Annotated in this window: 17 protein-coding genes; 7 read left to right on the top strand and 10 right to left on the bottom strand. The window is 73.9% G+C overall.

Annotated features, from left to right (window positions below):
• The first annotated feature begins 3 nt into the window (after positions 1-3).
• Positions 4-564 (top strand): 2'-5' RNA ligase family protein, encoded by a 561-nt coding sequence (locus H8838_RS07265; RefSeq protein ID WP_185995000.1) that lies wholly within the window; start codon positions 4-6, stop codon positions 562-564.
• On the opposite strand, the gene H8838_RS07260 is transcribed toward H8838_RS07265, so the two are convergent.
• Positions 552-1,202, bottom strand: a complete 651-nt coding sequence (locus tag H8838_RS07260) for a sulfotransferase family 2 domain-containing protein (RefSeq protein WP_181310477.1) — start codon at positions 1,200-1,202, stop codon at positions 552-554. The two genes, H8838_RS07265 and H8838_RS07260, sit on opposite strands and share 13 nt — an antisense overlap.
• Before the next feature lie 87 nt (positions 1,203-1,289).
• On the opposite strand from H8838_RS07260, the gene H8838_RS07255 reads away from it, so the two are divergent.
• Positions 1,290-1,895 carry a pentapeptide repeat-containing protein gene (locus tag H8838_RS07255; RefSeq protein ID WP_181310476.1) on the top strand — a complete coding sequence of 202 codons (606 nt, stop codon included), beginning with the start codon at positions 1,290-1,292 and terminating at the stop codon, positions 1,893-1,895.
• 31 nt (positions 1,896-1,926) lie between these two features.
• Here H8838_RS07255 and H8838_RS07250 read toward each other — a convergent pair whose 3' ends face one another.
• A complete protein-coding gene (locus H8838_RS07250; RefSeq protein WP_181310475.1) occupies positions 1,927-2,529 on the bottom strand; it encodes a TetR/AcrR family transcriptional regulator C-terminal domain-containing protein in 603 nt (200 codons plus the stop codon).
• A gap of 152 nt (positions 2,530-2,681) precedes the next feature.
• Here H8838_RS07250 and H8838_RS07245 point away from each other — a divergent pair, with 152 nt between their 5' ends.
• From H8838_RS07245 to H8838_RS07230, 4 genes are read left to right on the top strand one after another with little or no spacing between them, the layout of a single operon-like run.
• Positions 2,682-3,293 (top strand): biotin transporter BioY, encoded by a 612-nt coding sequence (locus H8838_RS07245; RefSeq protein ID WP_181310474.1) that lies wholly within the window; start codon positions 2,682-2,684, stop codon positions 3,291-3,293.
• Complete coding sequence (locus tag H8838_RS07240; RefSeq protein ID WP_185995001.1) at positions 3,290-3,979, top strand: energy-coupling factor ABC transporter ATP-binding protein; 690 nt, start codon at positions 3,290-3,292, stop codon at positions 3,977-3,979. The genes H8838_RS07245 and H8838_RS07240 overlap by 4 nt, the downstream gene beginning before the upstream one ends.
• Positions 3,976-4,587, top strand: coding sequence for an energy-coupling factor transporter transmembrane component T family protein (locus H8838_RS07235; RefSeq protein WP_185995002.1), 612 nt, complete (start codon positions 3,976-3,978; stop codon positions 4,585-4,587). Before H8838_RS07240 ends, H8838_RS07235 begins: the two co-directional genes overlap by 4 nt.
• 32 nt (positions 4,588-4,619) lie before the next feature.
• Positions 4,620-5,252, top strand: coding sequence for a sulfotransferase family 2 domain-containing protein (locus tag H8838_RS07230; protein ID WP_181310471.1), 633 nt, complete (start codon positions 4,620-4,622; stop codon positions 5,250-5,252).
• 40 nt (positions 5,253-5,292) lie between these two features.
• Here H8838_RS07230 and H8838_RS07225 read toward each other — a convergent pair whose 3' ends face one another.
• The 8 genes from H8838_RS07225 to H8838_RS20195 all read right to left on the bottom strand — a co-directional run bounded on the left by H8838_RS07225 (position 5,293) and on the right by H8838_RS20195 (position 16,295).
• The gene (locus H8838_RS07225; protein WP_185995003.1) at positions 5,293-7,029 is read right to left on the bottom strand and encodes a glycosyltransferase family 61 protein; all 1,737 of its coding nucleotides are present in this window, start codon (positions 7,027-7,029) and stop codon (positions 5,293-5,295) included.
• Positions 7,030-7,078: 49 nt separating this feature from the next.
• On the bottom strand, positions 7,079-8,464 hold the full coding sequence (locus H8838_RS07220) for an amidase (protein WP_185995004.1): 1,386 nt from the start codon (positions 8,462-8,464) through the stop codon (positions 7,079-7,081).
• 10 nt (positions 8,465-8,474) lie between these two features.
• Positions 8,475-10,403, bottom strand: coding sequence for a vWA domain-containing protein (locus H8838_RS07215; RefSeq protein WP_185995005.1), 1,929 nt, complete (start codon positions 10,401-10,403; stop codon positions 8,475-8,477).
• 72 nt (positions 10,404-10,475) lie between these two features.
• Positions 10,476-12,062, bottom strand: a complete 1,587-nt coding sequence (gene cimA, locus H8838_RS07210; RefSeq protein WP_181310467.1) for a citramalate synthase — start codon at positions 12,060-12,062, stop codon at positions 10,476-10,478.
• Positions 12,063-12,206: 144 nt separating this feature from the next.
• Positions 12,207-13,904 (bottom strand): serine/threonine-protein kinase, encoded by a 1,698-nt coding sequence (locus H8838_RS07205; protein WP_185995006.1) that lies wholly within the window; start codon positions 13,902-13,904, stop codon positions 12,207-12,209.
• Between the two features lie 60 nt (positions 13,905-13,964).
• The gene (locus H8838_RS07200; protein ID WP_185995007.1) at positions 13,965-15,038 is read right to left on the bottom strand and encodes a branched-chain amino acid aminotransferase; all 1,074 of its coding nucleotides are present in this window, start codon (positions 15,036-15,038) and stop codon (positions 13,965-13,967) included.
• A 60-nt stretch (positions 15,039-15,098) separates the two neighbouring features.
• A complete protein-coding gene (locus H8838_RS07195; RefSeq protein ID WP_185995008.1) occupies positions 15,099-16,157 on the bottom strand; it encodes a 3-isopropylmalate dehydrogenase in 1,059 nt (352 codons plus the stop codon).
• A 9-nt stretch (positions 16,158-16,166) separates the two neighbouring features.
• Positions 16,167-16,295: a hypothetical protein gene (locus H8838_RS20195; RefSeq protein WP_258236377.1), complete on the bottom strand. Its 129-nt coding sequence runs from the start codon at positions 16,293-16,295 to the stop codon at positions 16,167-16,169.
• 377 nt (positions 16,296-16,672) lie between these two features.
• On the opposite strand from H8838_RS20195, the gene H8838_RS07190 reads away from it, so the two are divergent.
• Positions 16,673-17,239 carry an O-methyltransferase gene (locus H8838_RS07190; RefSeq protein WP_181310463.1) on the top strand — a complete coding sequence of 189 codons (567 nt, stop codon included), beginning with the start codon at positions 16,673-16,675 and terminating at the stop codon, positions 17,237-17,239.
• Position 17,240: the final 1 nt, after the last annotated feature.

The raw sequence follows: 17,240 nt of genomic DNA, 5'->3' as shown, positions 1-17,240 counted from the left end.
GCGATGACCGGGTACGGCGGCCACAGCGTGCTCCAGGTGCCGGTGCCGGCGCTGGAGCCGTGGGTGCGCGAGCGCACCGCGTTCTACGACCGCGACTACGTCTCGGACGACCCGGCGTTCGGGCACGCCCACGTGACCGCGCTGGCGCCGTTCCTGACCGCGCCCGACGAGCAGGCGCTGGCGCGGGTGGCCGAGATCGCCGGTCGCGTGCCGCCGTTCGACTACGTCCTGGAGCGCACCGGCACCTTCCCCAACGGGATCGTGCACCTGCTGCCGGACCCGGACGGCGGGTTCCGGCGGCTCACCCGGCTGCTGGTCGAGGCGTTCCCCCAGTGCCCGCCGTACGCCGGCCAGTTCCCCGACCCGGTGCCGCACGTGACCCTGGACGCGCTCTCCGAGCACGTCACCGAAGCGTCGACCAGGGCGGCGGTGGCGCCGTTCCTCCCCGCGCGTTCCCGGGCGACCCGGCTGGACCTGGCCTGGTACGAGCCGGGGCGCTGCCGGGTGCTGCACAGCTGGCCGCTGGGCCGGGCCGCCCAGGACCAGGCTGCTCAGAACTCGTAGCCGAGCTCCTCGATCGAGTCGGAGAAGAGCTTGGCGACCTTGTCCCGGGAGACGTCGTCGTAGAGCTCGCGGTAGTCGCGCCGGGGTCGCGCCGACCCCTTGGCCCGGGGCAGCTCGGGTGACCCGGGCAGCCCGAGGTGCTCCCAGACCTCCGCCAGCTCCTCGCCGAGCCGCTCGTAGCGCAGGATGCGGTCGACCGCGACCTTCCCGTCGATCCGGTAGATGCGCTGGTTCTCCGCGAGCTGCTCGACGCTCTCCTCGTCCACGAACTCCGAGAACGGCGGGGCGACCCTGGCGCCGGGGCGCTCGCGGAACTTCCAGTAGTAGAGCGAGACCACGGTGTCCCACGGGTTCCGCTCGATGGCGAACCGGTAGTAGTCGTCCCAGGTCGCGCGGCCCAGGACCTTGCGCACCTTCTGGGCCGGCATGTGGTTGAACGCCCGGCGCACCAGGGGCGGCGACTCGTGGTTCTGCGGACCGCGGCCACCGGCGGCGGCCCGCAGCTCCTCGTCCTCCGGGCTGATCCGGCTGATGATGTCGTCGGGTCCGCAGATCTTCGACAGCGCGATCTCCACGCTCGTCCCGGCGGTCTTGCGCGTCTTGAGGAAGACGAAGCGGTGCTGGTGCGAGACGATCACGGGCGCCACTCTAGCCAGGTCCGGCTCGCCCCTCCGGTGCCCCGCCCCGGCCGCTCCGCGCCGCTGAGCCGCCTCTACCGTGACGTCATGGCGCGCGAGGAGCAGGACCGGACGTTCACCGACGAGGACTGGTACGGCGAGGAGCTGGACGGCGACCGCTTCGTCCGGTGCACATTCAGCCGGGTCGACCTCACCGAGGCCCGGCTCTCGGGCGTCTACTTCGAGGAGTGCGTCTTCGACGGCGTCCGGTTCAACGCCGCCTCCCTGGTCTCGACCGCCCTGGTGGTCTGCACGGTGCGCCGCTCCAACTTCTTCGACGTCACCTTCGACGGCTGCAAGGTCACCGGCACCACGTTCTCCGAGTGCACCCTGCGCCCGATCAAGGTCCGGGGCGGGCAGTGGCGCGGGGTGGGGCTGCGCGGAGCGGACCTGCGGGCGGTCGACCTCTCCGGGCTGGACCTGCGCGAGTCCGACCTGGCGGGCGCCGACCTGACCGGGGCACGGCTCCGGGGCACGGCGCTGGACGGCGCCGACCTGCGGCAGGCCAAGCTTGCCCGCGCCGACCTGATCGGCGCCTCCCTGGGCCGGGTCGACCTGGCGGCCGCCGAGCTGCGCGAGACCAGGCTGGACCTGGTGGGCGCCGTGCTCCTCGCCGAGCAGCACGGCGCGCTGGTCTCCCCCGACCCCGCCTGACCTCCCCCGCCGCCGCCTGACCCCGCCGAGGTCAGCGGGTGGTCGGCTGGCCCACCCGCACCCGGATGCCGTCGATCAGCAGCGCGAGCCCCGCGTCGAAGTCGGAGGAGTGCGGTGGCTCGGCGTCGATGGCGCCGGCGCTGCTGGCCTGCAGCCGGGTCTGCTCCTCGCCGGTGTGCCCGAAGACCAGGTGCAGGAGCGTGCGGGCCGCCGTGGCGCGCAGCCCGGCCGGGAGCCCGCTGCCGACCAGGGCGTCGTCGACCGCCTCGTACGCCGCGTGGGCGCCGAGCCCGAAGGCGTGCACGGTGGCCACCAGCTCGGCTCCGTCGCGCCAGGCGAGCATCGCGTCGCGGAGCCGGCGGCAGACCGTGCGCAGCCGCGCGTCCCACTCCCCCTGCTCACGGGGCATCTCGGGCTCGCCCGGCTCACCGGGGTGGCCATCCCCCAGCCCACGCGCCAGGATCTCGTCGGCGACCGCGGCCAGCAGGGTCTGCTTGTTGGCGAAGTGGTGGTAGAGCGCACTCGGCTGGACGCCCAGCTCGCTGCCGAGCCGGCGCATGGTCAGGTCGGCCAGTCCGTAGTCGTCGAGGACCTCGAGCGCCCGCTGCACGACGTCGCCGCGGTGGTAGCGCACCGGTGCTCCTTTCGACGGGGACGAGGCTGTCTTCGCCAGGCCAAGCATGGGCGGGACGAGTTCTCCGACTCGGTTGACGTCGTCCGGGCCCGACCCTAACCTGAACGCCGTTCACCTGACCAGCGTTCAGTTCTCGCGACGAGAGACCAGCCATGAGCAACCGCCCCCGCCGCACCGGCACCGACCTCGCCCTGGTCGCCTCGTTCGCCGCGCTGATCGCCGTCTGCGCGATCCTGCCGGCGATCAAGATCGGCCTCCCGGTCGGGATCACCCTGCAGACGTTCGCCGTCCTGCTCTCCGGCGCCGTCCTGGGCGCCCGGCGGGGCTTCCTCGCCGTGGTCCTCTACCTGGCCGTGGGCGCCGCCGGGCTCCCGGTCTTCTCCGAGGGCCGGGCCGGGCTGGGCGTCTTCCAGGGCCCCAGCGTGGGTTACCTGCTGGCCTTCCCGCTGGCCGCCGCCTGCTGCGGGTTCCTGGTCGAGCGGCTCCCCCGCGGCGCCGCCAGCCGCTCGGTGCCGCTGGTCTTCGTCTCCGGCCTGGTCAGCTCGCTGCTCTTCGTCCACACGCTGGGGGTGGCCGGGATGGCGCTGCGGGTGCCGATGGACTGGGTCGACGCGGTGGTCGCCGACGCCGCCTTCTACCCCGGCGACGTGGTGAAGAACCTGGCGATGGCCTTCGTCGCCACGGCGGTGCACCGGGCCTTCCCGGACCTCCTGCCGACCCGCCGCGCACGGCGGGTCGAGGTGCGCGAGACCATTCCCGGGTGAGCCGCATCGAGCTGGACCGGGTCGTCGTCACCGCCGACACCGCCGAGGGTCCGCTGACCATCCTGCACGAGACCTCGCTCGTGGTCACCGAGCAGCGGCTCGCGCTGATCGGCCCCAACGGCTCGGGCAAGTCGACGCTCGCCCGCGTCCTCAACGGCCTGGTGCTGCCGTCCTCCGGCACGGCCCTGGTCGACGGCCTGGACGTCGACCGCGACGGCCGCGAGGTCCGCCGCCGGGTCGGCTTCGTCTTCACCGACCCGGCCGCCCAGCTGGTGATGCCGACCGTGGCCGAGGACGTCGCCCTCTCCCTGCGGCGTACCCACCGGCACCGCACGGCGCGCCGGGCCGCCGCCCTGGAGGTGCTGGCCAGGTTCGGCCTCGAGGAGCTCGCCGACCGCAGCGTGCACGCCCTCTCGGGCGGCCAGCGCCAGCTCCTGGCCATCGCCGGGGTGCTCGCGGCCGCGCCCGACGTCCTCGTCGCCGACGAGCCCACCACCCTGCTCGACCTGAGCAACGGCCGGCGGGTGGCCGACCTGCTGTTCTCCCTCCCCCAGCAACTGGTGCTGCTCACCCACGACCTGGACCTGGCGGCGCGCTGCGACCGCGCCCTGGTGATGGAGTCCGGTCGCGTCGTCTTCGACGGCCCCGCCGCGGACGCGGTCGCCGCCTACCGGGCGACCGCGTGAGCACCCCCCTGCTCGGCGGCTACCGGCCGGGCGACACCTGGCTGCACCGCACCCCGGCGGCGGTGAAGCTGGTGGCCCTGGCCGTGCTGAGCATCGTCGTCGTCACGGTCCGCGGGCCGGGAAGCGGACTGGTCGCGCTGGGGCTGGCACTGGTCCTGGTGCTCTGGTCGGGCATGGGCTGGCGGCTCGCGCTGAAGGTGCTGCGCACCCTGCTGCTGGTCTCCGTCCTGGTCGCCGGCTACCTGATCTGGCAGCGCAGCTGGGCGCTCGCGGTCGAGCAGGTGAGCGACCTGGTGGCCCTGGTGCTGCTCGCCGCGGTGCTCACCGCCACGACGGCGGTCGACGACATCCTCGAGGTGGTCACCACCGCGCTGGGGCCGACGCGTCGCCTCGGCGTGCACCCCGAGCGGGTCGCGCTCGCGTTCAGCATGGTGCTGCGAGCGATCCCGAGCATCCTCGAGGTCGCCCGGGAGACCCGGGACGCCGCCCGCGCCCGGGGGCTGGAGCGCAGCCCGCGCGCCCTGCTGACCCCAATGGTCATCCGCACGGTCGCCCAGGCACGGCGTACCGGCGAGGCGCTGCACGCCCGCGGCCTGGCCGACGACTGAGCGGCGACTGAACGGCGGATATCCTCTCGCGGGTGATCGTCTCCCGCGCGCAACGGCTGCTCTTCGTGCACGTGCAGAAGACCGGAGGGCTCTCCACCGACACGCTGCTGGAGTCCCTCCTCCCCGACGCGGAGCGGGTGCAGGGACTGCCCGGCACCCGGCACGCCAAGCTGCGCGCCGCCCTGCGCGCGCACCCGGAGTACGCCGACTACTTCGTCTTCGGGTTCGTCCGCAACCCCTGGGCCCGGCTGCTCTCCTGGCACGCGATGGTGCTGCGGCGCACCAGCTCGGCCCAGGACGGCAACGAGTACATCGCGGCCCGGCTGGAGGCCAACAGCTTCTGGCGCAAGGTGGGCGAGGAGTACGCCGACTTCGAGGAGTTCGTGCTCCGCGGCACCCGGGAGATCCCGCGCCTGGGCACCCCGCAGATCGACTGGCTGCGCGCCCCCGGGCGCGAGGCCGACTTCATCGGCCGGACCGAGAGCTTCGACGCCGACCTGGCCACGGCCCTGGAGAAGGCCGGCGTCGAGGTGCCGCCCGGGGCCATCCAGCGGCGCAACGCCGGGCCGCCGGCCGACTACCGCAGCGCCTACACCCCCGCGATGCGGGACCGGGTGGCCGAGGCCTTCGCCGAGGACATCGAGGCGTTCGGCTACCGGTTCTGAGCCGCGCCTCTCACAGCCGAGCGCGTCACAGCCCGGTGCGTCACAGCCCGGCGAGCAGGCCGCGCAGGGCGGCCTCGTTGCGGTCGAAGTCGAACTCCCAGCCGGACTGGAACGCGGAGTAGGAGAACTCCCCCGGCGGGTGCGACTGGTCGGCGGCGCTCCAGAAGTAGTGCAGGTCGCAGCCCAGCACCCCGGAGATCAGGTCCTCGTTGCGGGCGTCGTACGACTCCTGGTTGAGCACGATGACCGTGGGCCGCGAGGTGGCGAAGATCAGGTTGAACATCCCGGTCCCGCCGAACCCGGCGACCACCGTGGCCGCGTCGAAGACCGCGGCCTGCTGCGCGACGTCCAGCTGCTCGGGCCGCAGGACCGTGAAGCCGTAGGAGGCGAAGAGCGCCTCGACCCGCGCGTGGTTGCGGCAGGCGCGGTTGCCCCCGTGCCGGGTGACGAAGATCCGCTCCGAGCGCGGTGGCGGCTCGAACTCGGTCGCCAGCAGCCCGTCACGGACCCGCTGCCAGACCCCGAGCAGGTCGGGGTGGATCGCGTACGGCGGCTTGTTGTGGAGCATCGGGGTGGCGGCGTACAGGCTCTGCACGCGCACCGGGTCGCGGATCCAGGTGACGTCCGAGGCACCGATGCCGAAGGCCTCGAGCAGGCGCAGGTCGGCCCGGGGGCGCTTGCGTCGCGCGTCGCGCGGGTGCTCGCGCATCAGCAGCCGCACGCCGGGCTCCCGGGCCACGACCTCCGGCCATGCCCACAGCTTGGCCAGGGCCTCGGTGAGCAGGTGGCCGTAGTGCCCGGCGTTCTTGTACTCGAAGTAGTAGTAGTCGCCCGCGAGCGACTCGGGCGGCCGCTCCTCGAGCCGGCGCCGGGCGTGCCGGGGGCCGACGGGTGAGAGCTTGCGGTTCTCCAGCGGCCGGTGGTCGAACCACTTGAACGACTCCGGCAGCACGGTGCTGCCCGCGGTCACCACCATCCCGTCCCAGAGCTCGACCGGGCCGGCGTAGTGCCGCAGCTGCACGACGGGAGCGCGCAGGAGGCCGTCGGTGGAGGTCGCGGGCGGGTCCCCACGACCCGCCGGGTCGTCGACGGCACCGGTCACCCGCCGTCCAGGGTCGAAGGTCCCCCCGGCCCGGACGGCCAGGGGGGTCACCCGGACGCCGCTCCGGGCCGGGAGCAGCACCTGCACGTCCTCCTCGGTGAGCAGCAGGAGGTGCTCGGCGACCTTCCTCACCACCAGCACCCCTGCGTGCTCGCGGACCGGCCCGATGGACCGTGCGTGCTCGGCCGCGATCGCGTCCACGACCCTGCGCCCCCCGCTCGGCTGCAGCCACCGCCGGCGCTGCCGCCGGCGTCGCGAGGGCACCAGGGAGAGCACCTCGACGTACGCCCCGCCCTGGCGCAGGTGAGGCCACGCGCTCGCTCCCTCCGCTCCCTGTGCGGCCTCCGCCGCCCCGTCCTCCGCTGGGGCCCGGGGCGGGCGCGCCCTCGACACCGTGGTGAGGTCCACGACGAGGTCCACGTCTCCCAGGTGCGCGAGCCGCTCCTCGGCGCCGGGGCCGGTGACCACGACCTGGAGGCGGCCGGGCAGCGTGGTGCGGACCGTCCGCGCCAGCCACCGCCGGGCGCGCCACGACGGGCGCTCGGGCGTGAGCACCACGGAGGTGCCCGGGCAGCGGCGGATCCGGCGGGTCAGCTCGCGGTAGACCCCGAGGCGGTCACGCAGCAACGAGAACTGGCGGGAGACCCGGTTGGCGAGCCGGCGCAGGAGGTCCATCCTCCAGCGGTACGTCCGTCCTCCGGGGCCGGGTAGGGACCTTGGGCCCTCACCACCCGGGCGGCCTCCGGGCCTCCCAGGGCGCCGCGGACTCGACCTGGGCGCAGACCGCCAGCAGCAGCTCCTCCTCCGCGGGCCTGGCGGCGAGCATCACCCCCACGGGCAGGCCCTCCGGCGTCCAGTGCAGCGGCAGCGAGGCCGCCGGCATCCCGGTGACGTTCCAGGCGGAGGTCCAGGGCGTGAACCGCTTCTGCGCCTCGAAGTCGGCGTGCGGATCGGCGTCGTCGCGCAGCGCCCCGACCCGCAGCGGTGGCGCGGCCACGGTCGGGGTCAGCACCAGGTCGTACGGCGCCAGCGCGCTCAGGGCCTCGGCCGCGTACCGGCGCAGCGCGCCGACCGCCAGCGCGAACCCGGGGCCGGAGACGGCGTGGCCGCGGTCGCTCAGCCAGCGGGTCAGCGGACGCAGCCACTCCTCGCGTCCCGCGGGCGCCGGGGAGAGGGCGGTCAGCACCGACCAGCAGGTCTCGAAGACCGGCACCGCCTCCCGCGGCAGCGGCACCGGCACGTCCTCCACGTGGTGTCCCAACGACTCCAGGAGCGCCGAGGCGTCCTCCCAGGCGCGCAGGCACTCGGGGTCCACGGGAGTCTCGGCCAGCACCGGGTCGGCGAACCTGGCCACCCGCAGCCTCCCCGGCTCGCGGTCGCACGCCTCGAGGAAGGTGCCGGACGGCTCGGGCGCCCAGGTCGGGTCCCCCACCTCCCGACCGGCCAGCACGTCGAGCAGCGCGGCCGCGTCGCGCACGGTCCGGGCGATCGGCCCCGTGACCCCGAGCCCGATCGGGTCGCCGTACATGGGCGCTCCGCTCACCCGGCCGCGGGACGGCTTGAGACCCACCAGTCCGCAGCAGGAGGCGGGGATCCGGATCGAGCCGCCGCCGTCCGACCCCTGGGCCAGCGGCACCAGACCGGCCGCGACCGCCGCGGCCGCGCCGCCCGACGAGCCGCCAGCCATCCGGGTGCGGTCCCAGGGCGTGACCGCCGGGGGCAGACCCTCGGGCTCGGTGTAGCAGGGCGAGCCGAACTCCGGGGTGCTGGTCTTGCCCAGCGACACCATCCCGGCGGCCTCGATCGAGAGCACCACGTGGTCGGAGGTCTCGGGCACGTGGTCGTCGTACGCCGCGGACCCGAACGTGGTGCGCACCCCGGCGGTGGGGTTCAGGTCCTTGATCGCGGTGGGCACGCCGTGCAGCGGCGAGCGACCGCCGGACGGGAGCGACCTGGCCCGTTCCCGGGCCTGGTCGGGAGTGCGGGTGACGAAGGCGCCGACGTCGTCGGCCCGGGCGAGGTAGTGCTCGACCAGCTCGAGGGGTGAGACCTCGCCGCCGCGCACGGCGGCCCCCTGCTCCAGCGCGGTCAGGTCGTGGAGCTCAGCCATGGCCGAGACCCTACGCCCGCGAGCGCCGGCCGAGCGCGAACGCGGCCGCCGCGGCGACCAGCACCGCCGCGCCGCCCAGCGCCCACCACAGCACCGGTCCCCCGGCGTCGGAGGAGCCAGGTCCCCCGGCCTCGTCCCCGCCTGTCCCGTCGCCCGCGCCGTCCGGCTCCTCGGCGAGCGGACCCCGCTCCTGTCCGGCGAGCTCCGGCACCCCCTCCTCCGTCCCGACCACCTCGACCCGGAGGGCCACGGGCGCGACGAACTCGTTGGCCTCCTCGCCCGGCAGCCGTCCCATGCCGAGGGCGAAGTACTGGTAGCCGTCCGCGACCAGCGTCTTGAGCCCGGCGTCCGGGGACTCCGCGTTGCGCACCCGGACCGGCGGCACCACGCCGGTCAGCAGGCTCGCCCGGTCACCGTGGTAGAAGTCGTGGCTCCGGGCGCCGTCCTGCTCCGCGGCCGGCACGGCCAGCTGCTGGCCCAGCGCGGAGTAGGAGCGCAGCGCCGCCGCCGCTCCCGTGAAGGTGATCACCTGCGCCGCCTGCGGGTCGGGGTCGAGACGCGCGGACATCCGCACGGCCTGGCCGTAGCCGGCGCGCACCTTGTAGACCAGCACCTCCGAGGGACGCAGGGTGTCCGCGTAGGTGGTGCCGGGCACCAGCTCGGGCGCGTCGTCGAAGGAGACCCCGCCGATCACCGGCTCGCGGGGGCCGGAGGCAGGTACGGGCACCGGCTGCAGCCCCTCGTCGGTGCGCTCCACCGCGGCCGGCAGGGCGTCGAGGTTCTCCACCGCCGGCCGACTCCCCGCCTGGAGGCGGAAGTCCTCGCCGCCGGCTCCGCTCACCACGGTGGCGACGAGCTGCTCCGCCGCTGCGCAGGGGTCGTCGGCATCGTCCGAGCTGACGACCTGGTCGTAGGCGATCCCGGTGGAGGTGATCGGCGTCATCCCGAGCAGCTGGTTGGTGACGGCGTAGTTCTGGGCACAGGTCGTGCCCTCCGGGGTGCTCAGCGCGACGCGCAGCACGGTGTTCCACGACGTCGTCAGGTCCCGCGGCCGGCGCACCAGCGCCGAGACCGAGACCCCGCCTCCCGCCGGCTTGTCCAGGAGGTAGTGACGCGCGCCCTGGTCCGGCAGCGTGGTGTCCAGGTAGGTGCCGGGCTCGAGCGGCAGCGCGGTCCCGACGGTGGTGCCGCCCTCGACCTGCTCGCCGACCAGCCGGAAACCACGCAGGTCCCGGACGCTGACCTTGAGCAGGCGCTGCGCGAGCTCCTCGGCCGAGCCGGCGTCGTAGTAGTCGCCGTTGCCGGAGCGGGCGATGCACTGCAGCGCGCTGCGTGCCTTGCCCGAGACGTCGAGCCCGACGACGTTGATGCTCAGGTCGATGCCCTGCTCGGCGAGCTCCGCGGCCACCCGGCACGGGTCGGGCTGGCAGGTGGGCTCCCCGTCGGAGAGCAGCACGATCGTGCGCGGCTCGCCCTCGACAGCGGGGCCGAGGTCCTCGGCCGCCTCACGCAGGGCGTGCCCGATCGGGGTCTCCCCGTAGGGCTGGTAGTCGGCGACCGCCGAGGTCAGCGCCGCGCGGTCCACCGGGCCCACGGGCACCACGTTCTGCGAGTCGGTGCAGGCACCCGGCTCGCCGCGGTCGAAGACCTTCGCCCCGAAGACGCGTACGCCGACCTGTGCGTCGTCGGGGAGCTGCTCGACCACTTGCCGCAACGCGGCCTTGGCCGCCTCGATCTTCGTGGTCGACCCGGAGCGCTCCTGCATCGAGCCCGAGGAGTCGAGCACCAGGACCATCCGTCCCGCCCCCTCCGCGACGGCCTCGGGCGACGCCGGGGCCGTCGCCGCGGCACCCGGCAGGGTCAGCAGCGCGGTGCCCAGCAGCGCGAGGCCGAACAGCGGGGCGAGCAGGAGGAGGATCCGAGGGAAGGGCGTTCGCATGAGCGCACCCTTCCCCCGCAACGCCGACTCCAATCTTGGGGCCGGGCTCCGGCTGCTCCGGCTCGGACCGGCTCAGTCGGCGTGCTGGCGGCGCAGCCCGAACGAGAGGCCGTCGACCAGCGCCTCCCACGAGGCCTCGACCACGTTGTGCCCGACCCCGACGGTGACCCAGCTCGACTGACCGTCGGAGGTCTCGATCAGCACCCGGGTGACCGCGTCGGTGCCGTGGCCGGCGTCCAGGATCCTGACCTTGTAGTCGACCAGCTCGAACTTCGCGACCTCGGGGTAGGCCTGGGAGATGGCCGAGCGCAGCGCCTCGTCCAGGGCGTTCACGGGTCCGTTGCCCTCGCCGGTGACCACGTAGCGCACGCCGCCGGAGACGAGCTTGACCGTCGCCTCCGAGACGGCCTCGGAGCCGGTCGGACCGGTCTCGGTGATCACCCGCCACGACTCGACGTCGAAGTAGCGCGGGCGCTGCCCCTCGACCTCCTCGGCGAGCAGGAGCTCGAAGGAGGCGTCGGCGGCCTCGAAGGTGTAACCGCGCTGCTCCAGCGCCTTGACCCGCTCGGTGACCCGGGTGGCCAGCTCCCGGTCCTCGGAGAGGTCGAAGCCGAGCTCGCGGCCCTTGAGCTCGATCGAGGCGCGTCCGGCCATGTCCGAGACCAGCAGCCGCATGTCGTTGCCGACCCCCGCCGGGTCCATGTGCTGGTAGAGGTCGGGGTCGACCTTGATGGCGCTGGCGTGCAGGCCGGCCTTGTGGGTGAACGCCGAGGTGCCGACGTAGGGCTGGCGGCTGGCCGGGGGGAAGTTGGTGACCTCCGCGACCGCGTGCGCGATCCTGGTCGCCTCCCGCAGGGCGCCGGGAGGGAGCACCGCGCGGGCGTGCTTGAGCTCGAGGTTGGCGACCACGGTGACCAGGTCGGCGTTCCCGGTGCGCTCGCCGTAGCCGTTGATGGTGCCCTGCACGTGCGTGGCTCCGGCGTCGACCGCCGCGAGCGTGTTGGCGACCGCGCAGCCGGTGTCGTTGTGGCAGTGGATGCCCACCCGGACCCCGGTCGCGTCCAGGACGTCGTGGACGACCTCGGAGACCCACGGCGGCAGCATCCCGCCGTTGGTGTCGCACAGGACCGCGACGTCCGCCCCGGCGTCGCCCGCCGCACGCAGCACCTCCAGCGCGTAGTCCCGGTTCGCCCGGTAGCCGTCGAAGAAGTGCTCGGCGTCCAGGAAGACCTTCCGTCCCTCCGCGACCAGGTGGGCCACGGTGTCGCGGACCATCGCCAGGTTCTCCGCCAACGTGGTGCGCAGGGCCAGCTCGACGTGCCGGTCGTGCGACTTCGCCACCAGGGTGACCACGGGTGCCCCGGAGTCACGCAGCGCGGCGACCTGCGGGTCGTCCGCGGCGACCGCGCCCGGGCGGCGGGTGGAGCCGAAGGCGGCCAGGACGGCGTGCCGCAGGTCGAGCTCGGTGGCGGCCCGGCGGAAGAACTCCGTGTCCTTGGGGTTGGCACCGGGCCAGCCGCCCTCGATGAAGCCCACGCCGAGGTCGTCGAGCTGGCGCGAGATCGTCAGCTTGTCGGCCACCGAGAGGTTGAGTCCCTCCTGCTGGGCGCCGTCGCGCAGCGTGGTGTCGTAGACGTGGAACGGGCCCTGCAGATCCATCTGGCTTTCCCTCGGTTCGGGTCGGGGCAACAAAAAAACCTCCCGGGGTACGGAAGGTTGCGCGCCGGGAGTCGTCCTCGGCGCGCTAGCGAATGATCACCCGCTGCTGCACGGGCTCATCGTGCCACGCGCGACTCGAGGTCGTCAGAGCAGTCCGGAGAACGAAATGGCCCGCCACGGCGCGTCCGAGCCCGGGTCCCAGTGCGTGCCGTCCTGGGCCAGCGCGATGAAGCCCGAGGCCACCGCGGCGACCACCGCCGCCGTCACCAGCCAGGCTGTCGGTCGGGCCGCCGCGGTGTGCAGCGCGGCCCCGACCGGACGACGTACGAGGTGGCCTCCGGGACCCGCCCACACCCCGACCACGACACCGACGCCCATCACGCCCAGGGAGGTGGTCTCGGGCAGCCCGACGGCGAAGCAGAGGAGTCCCACGGCGAGCCCCACGCCCAGCGCCCAGCCGGCGAGCACCACGGTGGTGGGCAGTGCCCGCAGCAGGTGGAGAGGACTGGCCAGGGCGAGCGCCACCCCGTCGTACCAGCGGGCGCCGCGAACGGCGCGACGCGCCCGCACCGCGTCGCTGGCGCGGGAGCCGGCGACCAGGAGCCAGACCAGCAGCACCAGCAGCATCCCCGAGACCCACGGGGCCCAGGCCAGCGCACCGGCTCCGACGGCCGCGAGTCCCGCGAGCAGAGTCAGGCTTCGCAGCCGAGCCAGCGCCGTGGTCCGCGTCGACGGCTCCGGGGGAGCCTCGGCGTCGGGGTCCCAGACGGTGTCCGGGTGACCCTCCACGTGAGTGTCGTGGTCCGACTCCGGGTCGGTGCCGGGGTGGAGGTCGCTCTCCCAGCCCCACCGCGGATCGGCGGTCGCGGCCTCGTCCTCGGCCCAGCGCTCGTCCTCGGCCCAGCGCCAGTCCTCGGTCGTGGCGCGGTCGGGGTCGAGCTGGGCGGCCACGAGCGGCTCGGTGCTCACCGTGGCGGAGGCCGGCGGGCGCCGCAGCCCCACCGGCCGGGTGGGCGGGCTCGGCACGGAGACCTGACCCGGCGCCAGCCACGCCTTGAGCTGGTGCACGGTGGGGCGCGCGGCTGGGTCGGGGTCGAGTGCGGCCAGCACCACGTGCCGGATCGGGCCGTCCAGCCCGCGCAGGTCGTGCTCGCCGCGCCGGACCCGGTCCATCACCGCGACGTCGGGGCCGGCGCCGAACGGCCGCCGGCCGGTCGCGGCGTAGGCCACGGTGGCCCCCCACGAGTGCACGTCGGAGGCGGGCTCGGGGTCCTGGCCGAGCAGGATCTCCGGGGCCAGGTAGCCCGGGGTCCCCAGCAGCCAGCCGACCCGGGTCAGCCGCGTGTCGTCGGCCAGCCGGGCCAGGCCGAAGTCGATCAGGACCGGGTTGCGTCCCTCCATCAGCACGTTCGACGGCTTGACGTCGCGGTGCAGCACCCCGACCCGGTGCACCGCCTCGAGGGCCTCCGCCAGGCAGCGGCCCAGGTGGACCAGGTCGTCGCCGCGGACCGTGCCCTCCTGGCGCACCTGGTCCTGCAGGGAGAGCCCGGGCACGTAGCGGGTGACCACGAACGGCACCTCGCCCCACGGATCGGCGTCCAGCACCTCCGCGACCCGGGGGCTGCGGACCCGCGAGAGGGTGTCGACCTCACGGGCCAGCCGCGCCCTCGCCTCCTGGTCGCCGACGACGTGGGGGCGCAGCACCTTGAGCGCGACCCGGGGGCCACCCGGGCGAGCCGCCAGGTGGACCACTCCCATGCCGCCCTCGCCGAGTCGGGTGAGCAGCTGGTAGCCGCCGACCTGGAGCCCCGCGGGTGGGACGGAGGGACGTGGTGCGGTCACCGGTCGAGCGTACCCGCAGACGCTCCTCCCCGGCGGGAGGGAGCGCCTGCGGGCAGGGGCTCAGCAGATCCGGTGCATCCAGCCGAAGGAGTCCTCGGCGCGGCCGTACTGGACGTCGACCAGCGCCTGACGGATGCGCATGGTCAGGTCGGTGCTGGCCGGGGCCGGGGTGGTGCCCTGGGCCGAGCGCAGCTCGCCGACCGGCGTGATCACCGCGGCGGTGCCGCACGCGAAGATCTCCACGATCTCCCCGCTCGCCACCCCCTCGCGCCACTCCTCGATGCCGAACCGGCGCTCGGTGACCTGGTGCCCCAGCTTGCCGGCCAGCTCGATCACCGAGGCCCGGGTGATCCCCTCGAGGATCGTCCCGGTCTCGGGGGTGACGATGTGCCCGTCCGCGTGGACGAAGTACATGTTCATCCCGCCGAGCTCCTCGACGTACCGCTGCTCCTGGGCGTCGAGGAAGACGACCTGGTCGCAGTCGTGCCGGCTCGCCTCCTGCTGGGCCACCAGGGAGGAGGCGTAGTTGCCGCCGGTCTTGGCCGCCCCCATCCCGCCCCGGGCGGCTCGCGTGTACTCCTCGGTGAGCCAGAGGCTCACGGGCTTGACCCCGCCCTTGAAGTACGACCCGGCCGGGCTGGCGATCACCATGAAGGTGACGTGCTGCGACGGGCGGACGCCGAGGAACTTCTCCGAGGCGAACATGAACGGCCGCAGGTAGAGGCTCTTCTCCCCCGCGCTGTCGGGCACCCAGCGGCGGTCGACCTCGACCAGCGCGTCGGCCGCGCGGACGAAGTCCTCCTCGGGCAGCTCCGGGAGCGCCAGCCGCTGGCTGGAGCGCACCATCCGGCGCGCGTTCTCCTCCGGGCGGAAGCTCCAGACGCTGCCGTCGTCGTGCCGGTAGGCCTTCATCCCCTCGAAGATCTCCTGCGCGTAGTGCAGCACCGCGGTGGCGGGATCGAGCGAGAGCGGGCCGTACGGGGTGATGCGAGCGTCGTACCAGCCCCGCTCGGGGGTCCACTCGACCGTGAACATGTGGTCGGTGAAGTGCTGGCCGAACCCCGGGTTCTCCAGGATCGCGGCGAGCTTCTGGTCGTCGACCAGGTCGGTCGAGAGGGTGGTGCTGATCTCCATGTCGTCAGGCTATCTGTTCGGCCGGCCCTGCGGTCCGGCGGCGAGTGGGAGGCGGGACCCTCACAGGCGGGCGGCGATGGCGTCGCCGACCTGCGAGGTGCTGCGTACCTGGCCCGACTCGCGCGCCGCGATGTCGTCGATCACCGCCTTCTCCACCCGGGACGCCTCCTCGGTGCGACCCAGGTGGTCCAGCAGCAGGGCCCCGGAGAGGATCGCCGCCGTGGGGTCGGCCTTCTGCTGACCCGCGATGTCCGGCGCGGAGCCGTGCACGGGCTCGAACATCGACGGCGCCGTCCGGTCGGGGTTGACGTTGCCGGAGGCAGCGAGCCCGATGCCGCCGGTGATGGCGGCGGCCAGGTCGGTGATGATGTCGCCGAACAGGTTGTCGGTGACGATCACGTCGAACCGCGCCGGGTCGGTGGTCATGAAGATCGTCGCCGCGTCGATGTGCATGTAGTCGCGGGTGACGTCGGGGAACTCCGCCCCGACCTCCTCGAAGAGCCGCCACCACACCGAGCCGGCGTGCACCAGGACGTTGGTCTTGTGCACCAGGGTGATCTTGCGGCGCGGCCGCTTCTGCGCCCGGGCGAACGCGTCGCGCAGCACCCGCTCCACGCCGTACGCCGTGTTGACGCTGACCTCGGTCGCGACCTCGGCCGGGGTGCCGACGCGCAGCGCACCGCCGTTGCCCGTGTAGGGACCCTCGGTGCCCTCGCGCACCACGACGAAGTCGACCTCGCCCGGCGCGGCCAGCGGCGACGGGACGCCCGGGAAGATCCGGGACGGCCGGAGGTTCACGTAGTGGTCCAGCTCGAACCGCAGGCGGAGCAGCAGCCCGCGCTCGAGCAGGCCGGGCGGCAGGTTCGGGTCGTTCGGCTTGCCGCCGACCGCGCCGAGCAGGATCGCGTCGTGCCCGCGGATCTCCGCGAGCACCGAGTCGGGCAGCACCTCGCCGGTCGCGAGGTAACGCTCCGCGCCGAGGTCGTACCGGGTGGGGGTGAAGGCTCCCGGGGCGACTGCGTCGAGCACCTTGAGCGCCTCGGCGGTCACCTCCGGACCGATCCCGTCGCCGGGGATGACGGCGAGCGCGACCGGGGTGGCTGATGGGGTCTGTGTCATGGCGTGAGGTTAGTTGTCGTCGGGGCGGGGACCGCCGTTGTCCCGAAGATCGAGCGCGGTCTGCAGCGCCTGCAGGCTCTGCGGGTGCTCGGGGTCGTGGCGGGCCGGGCCCCACTCGGCGGGGTACATCTCGTACATGGCTGTGCTCCTCGGTGGATCGTGATCGGTGACGGATGCGTCAGGAAGGTGCTGGAAGCAGCACCCCTGCGCCGCGGCGGACGGCCGGTCGCTCGACCACGGGTCACGTGGGAGGTGGACCGTCGGCGTCACCGAAGGCGGATCACGTCGTCCGAGAAGCGGGGCGCCGCGACGCAGTGGGCTGCTGGTCGAGGGCCACGTCAACGCCGAACACCGCGGCGAGGTGGCCCTCTGTCAGGCCTCGCCGCGGCAGTCGATGAGTACGAAGACGCTCCGCATGATGGGACCACGGTAGGCGAGCCCGCGCGGTCCGGCCGCCGGTCCGGAGAAAATGCTCGTATGTCGAGACGCCTTTCCCAGGATGAGAGACTGGCTCCATGAGCGCACCCCCTGACCTTCCCGACATCGTCGCCCGCGCCTTCGACGTGTCGCGCCGGGCGGGCTACGTCTCCTTCTGCCGCAACGAGACCGGGCGTCTCCTCGCCACCCTGGCCGCCACCCGTAGCGGAGTGATGGCGGAGTACGGCACCGGCTGCGGCGTCGGCACCGCCTGGCTCCGGTCCGGGGTGCGGACCGAGGCGCGGATCCTGACCGCCGAGCTGAACCCCGCCCTGGCCAAGGCCGCCGCGGAGATCTTCACCGACGACCCCGCCGTCGAGGTCTTCCAGGCGGACTGGTCGACCCTGGCCAGCAAGGGCCCCTTCTCGTTGCTCTTCCTCGACTCCGGCGACCCCGACAGCGTCCGGGTGGACGCGATCGCCGACCTCGTCGAGCCCGGTGGCCTGGTGGTGCTCGACGACTTCACCCCGTGCGAGTCGTGGCCGCCGATCCACCTCGGCCGGGTCGACACCCTGCGCGAGGAGTGGCTCACCGACGAGCGGTTCACCGCCGTCGAGGTGATGATCGCCCCGGACGCCTCGGCCCTGATCGCCACCCGCCGCTGAC

The organism is Nocardioides campestrisoli (assembly GCF_013624435.2).
GTDB classification, from domain to species: Bacteria; Actinomycetota; Actinomycetes; order Propionibacteriales; family Nocardioidaceae; genus Nocardioides; species Nocardioides campestrisoli.
The sequence above is the reverse complement of the archived record's forward strand: the minus strand, read 5'-3'. Positions and strand labels throughout refer to the sequence as shown.

Excerpts from the sequence above, each read along its gene's own strand:
- H8838_RS07265 (WP_185995000.1), top strand. The coding sequence starts at position 4 with ATGACCGGGTACGGCGGCCACAGCGTGCTCCAGGTGCCGGTGCCGGCG.
- H8838_RS07255 (WP_181310476.1), top strand. The coding sequence starts at position 1,290 with ATGGCGCGCGAGGAGCAGGACCGGACGTTCACCGACGAGGACTGGTAC.
- H8838_RS07245 (WP_181310474.1), top strand. The coding sequence starts at position 2,682 with ATGAGCAACCGCCCCCGCCGCACCGGCACCGACCTCGCCCTGGTCGCC.
- H8838_RS07225 (WP_185995003.1), bottom strand. The coding sequence starts at position 7,029 with ATGGACCTCCTGCGCCGGCTCGCCAACCGGGTCTCCCGCCAGTTCTCG.
- H8838_RS07220 (WP_185995004.1), bottom strand. The coding sequence starts at position 8,464 with ATGGCTGAGCTCCACGACCTGACCGCGCTGGAGCAGGGGGCCGCCGTG.
- H8838_RS07215 (WP_185995005.1), bottom strand. The coding sequence starts at position 10,403 with ATGCGAACGCCCTTCCCTCGGATCCTCCTCCTGCTCGCCCCGCTGTTC.
- cimA (WP_181310467.1), bottom strand. The coding sequence starts at position 12,062 with ATGGATCTGCAGGGCCCGTTCCACGTCTACGACACCACGCTGCGCGAC.
- H8838_RS07200 (WP_185995007.1), bottom strand. The coding sequence starts at position 15,038 with ATGGAGATCAGCACCACCCTCTCGACCGACCTGGTCGACGACCAGAAG.
- H8838_RS07195 (WP_185995008.1), bottom strand. The coding sequence starts at position 16,157 with ATGACACAGACCCCATCAGCCACCCCGGTCGCGCTCGCCGTCATCCCC.
- H8838_RS20195 (WP_258236377.1), bottom strand. The coding sequence starts at position 16,295 with ATGTACGAGATGTACCCCGCCGAGTGGGGCCCGGCCCGCCACGACCCC.
- H8838_RS07190 (WP_181310463.1), top strand. The coding sequence starts at position 16,673 with ATGAGCGCACCCCCTGACCTTCCCGACATCGTCGCCCGCGCCTTCGAC.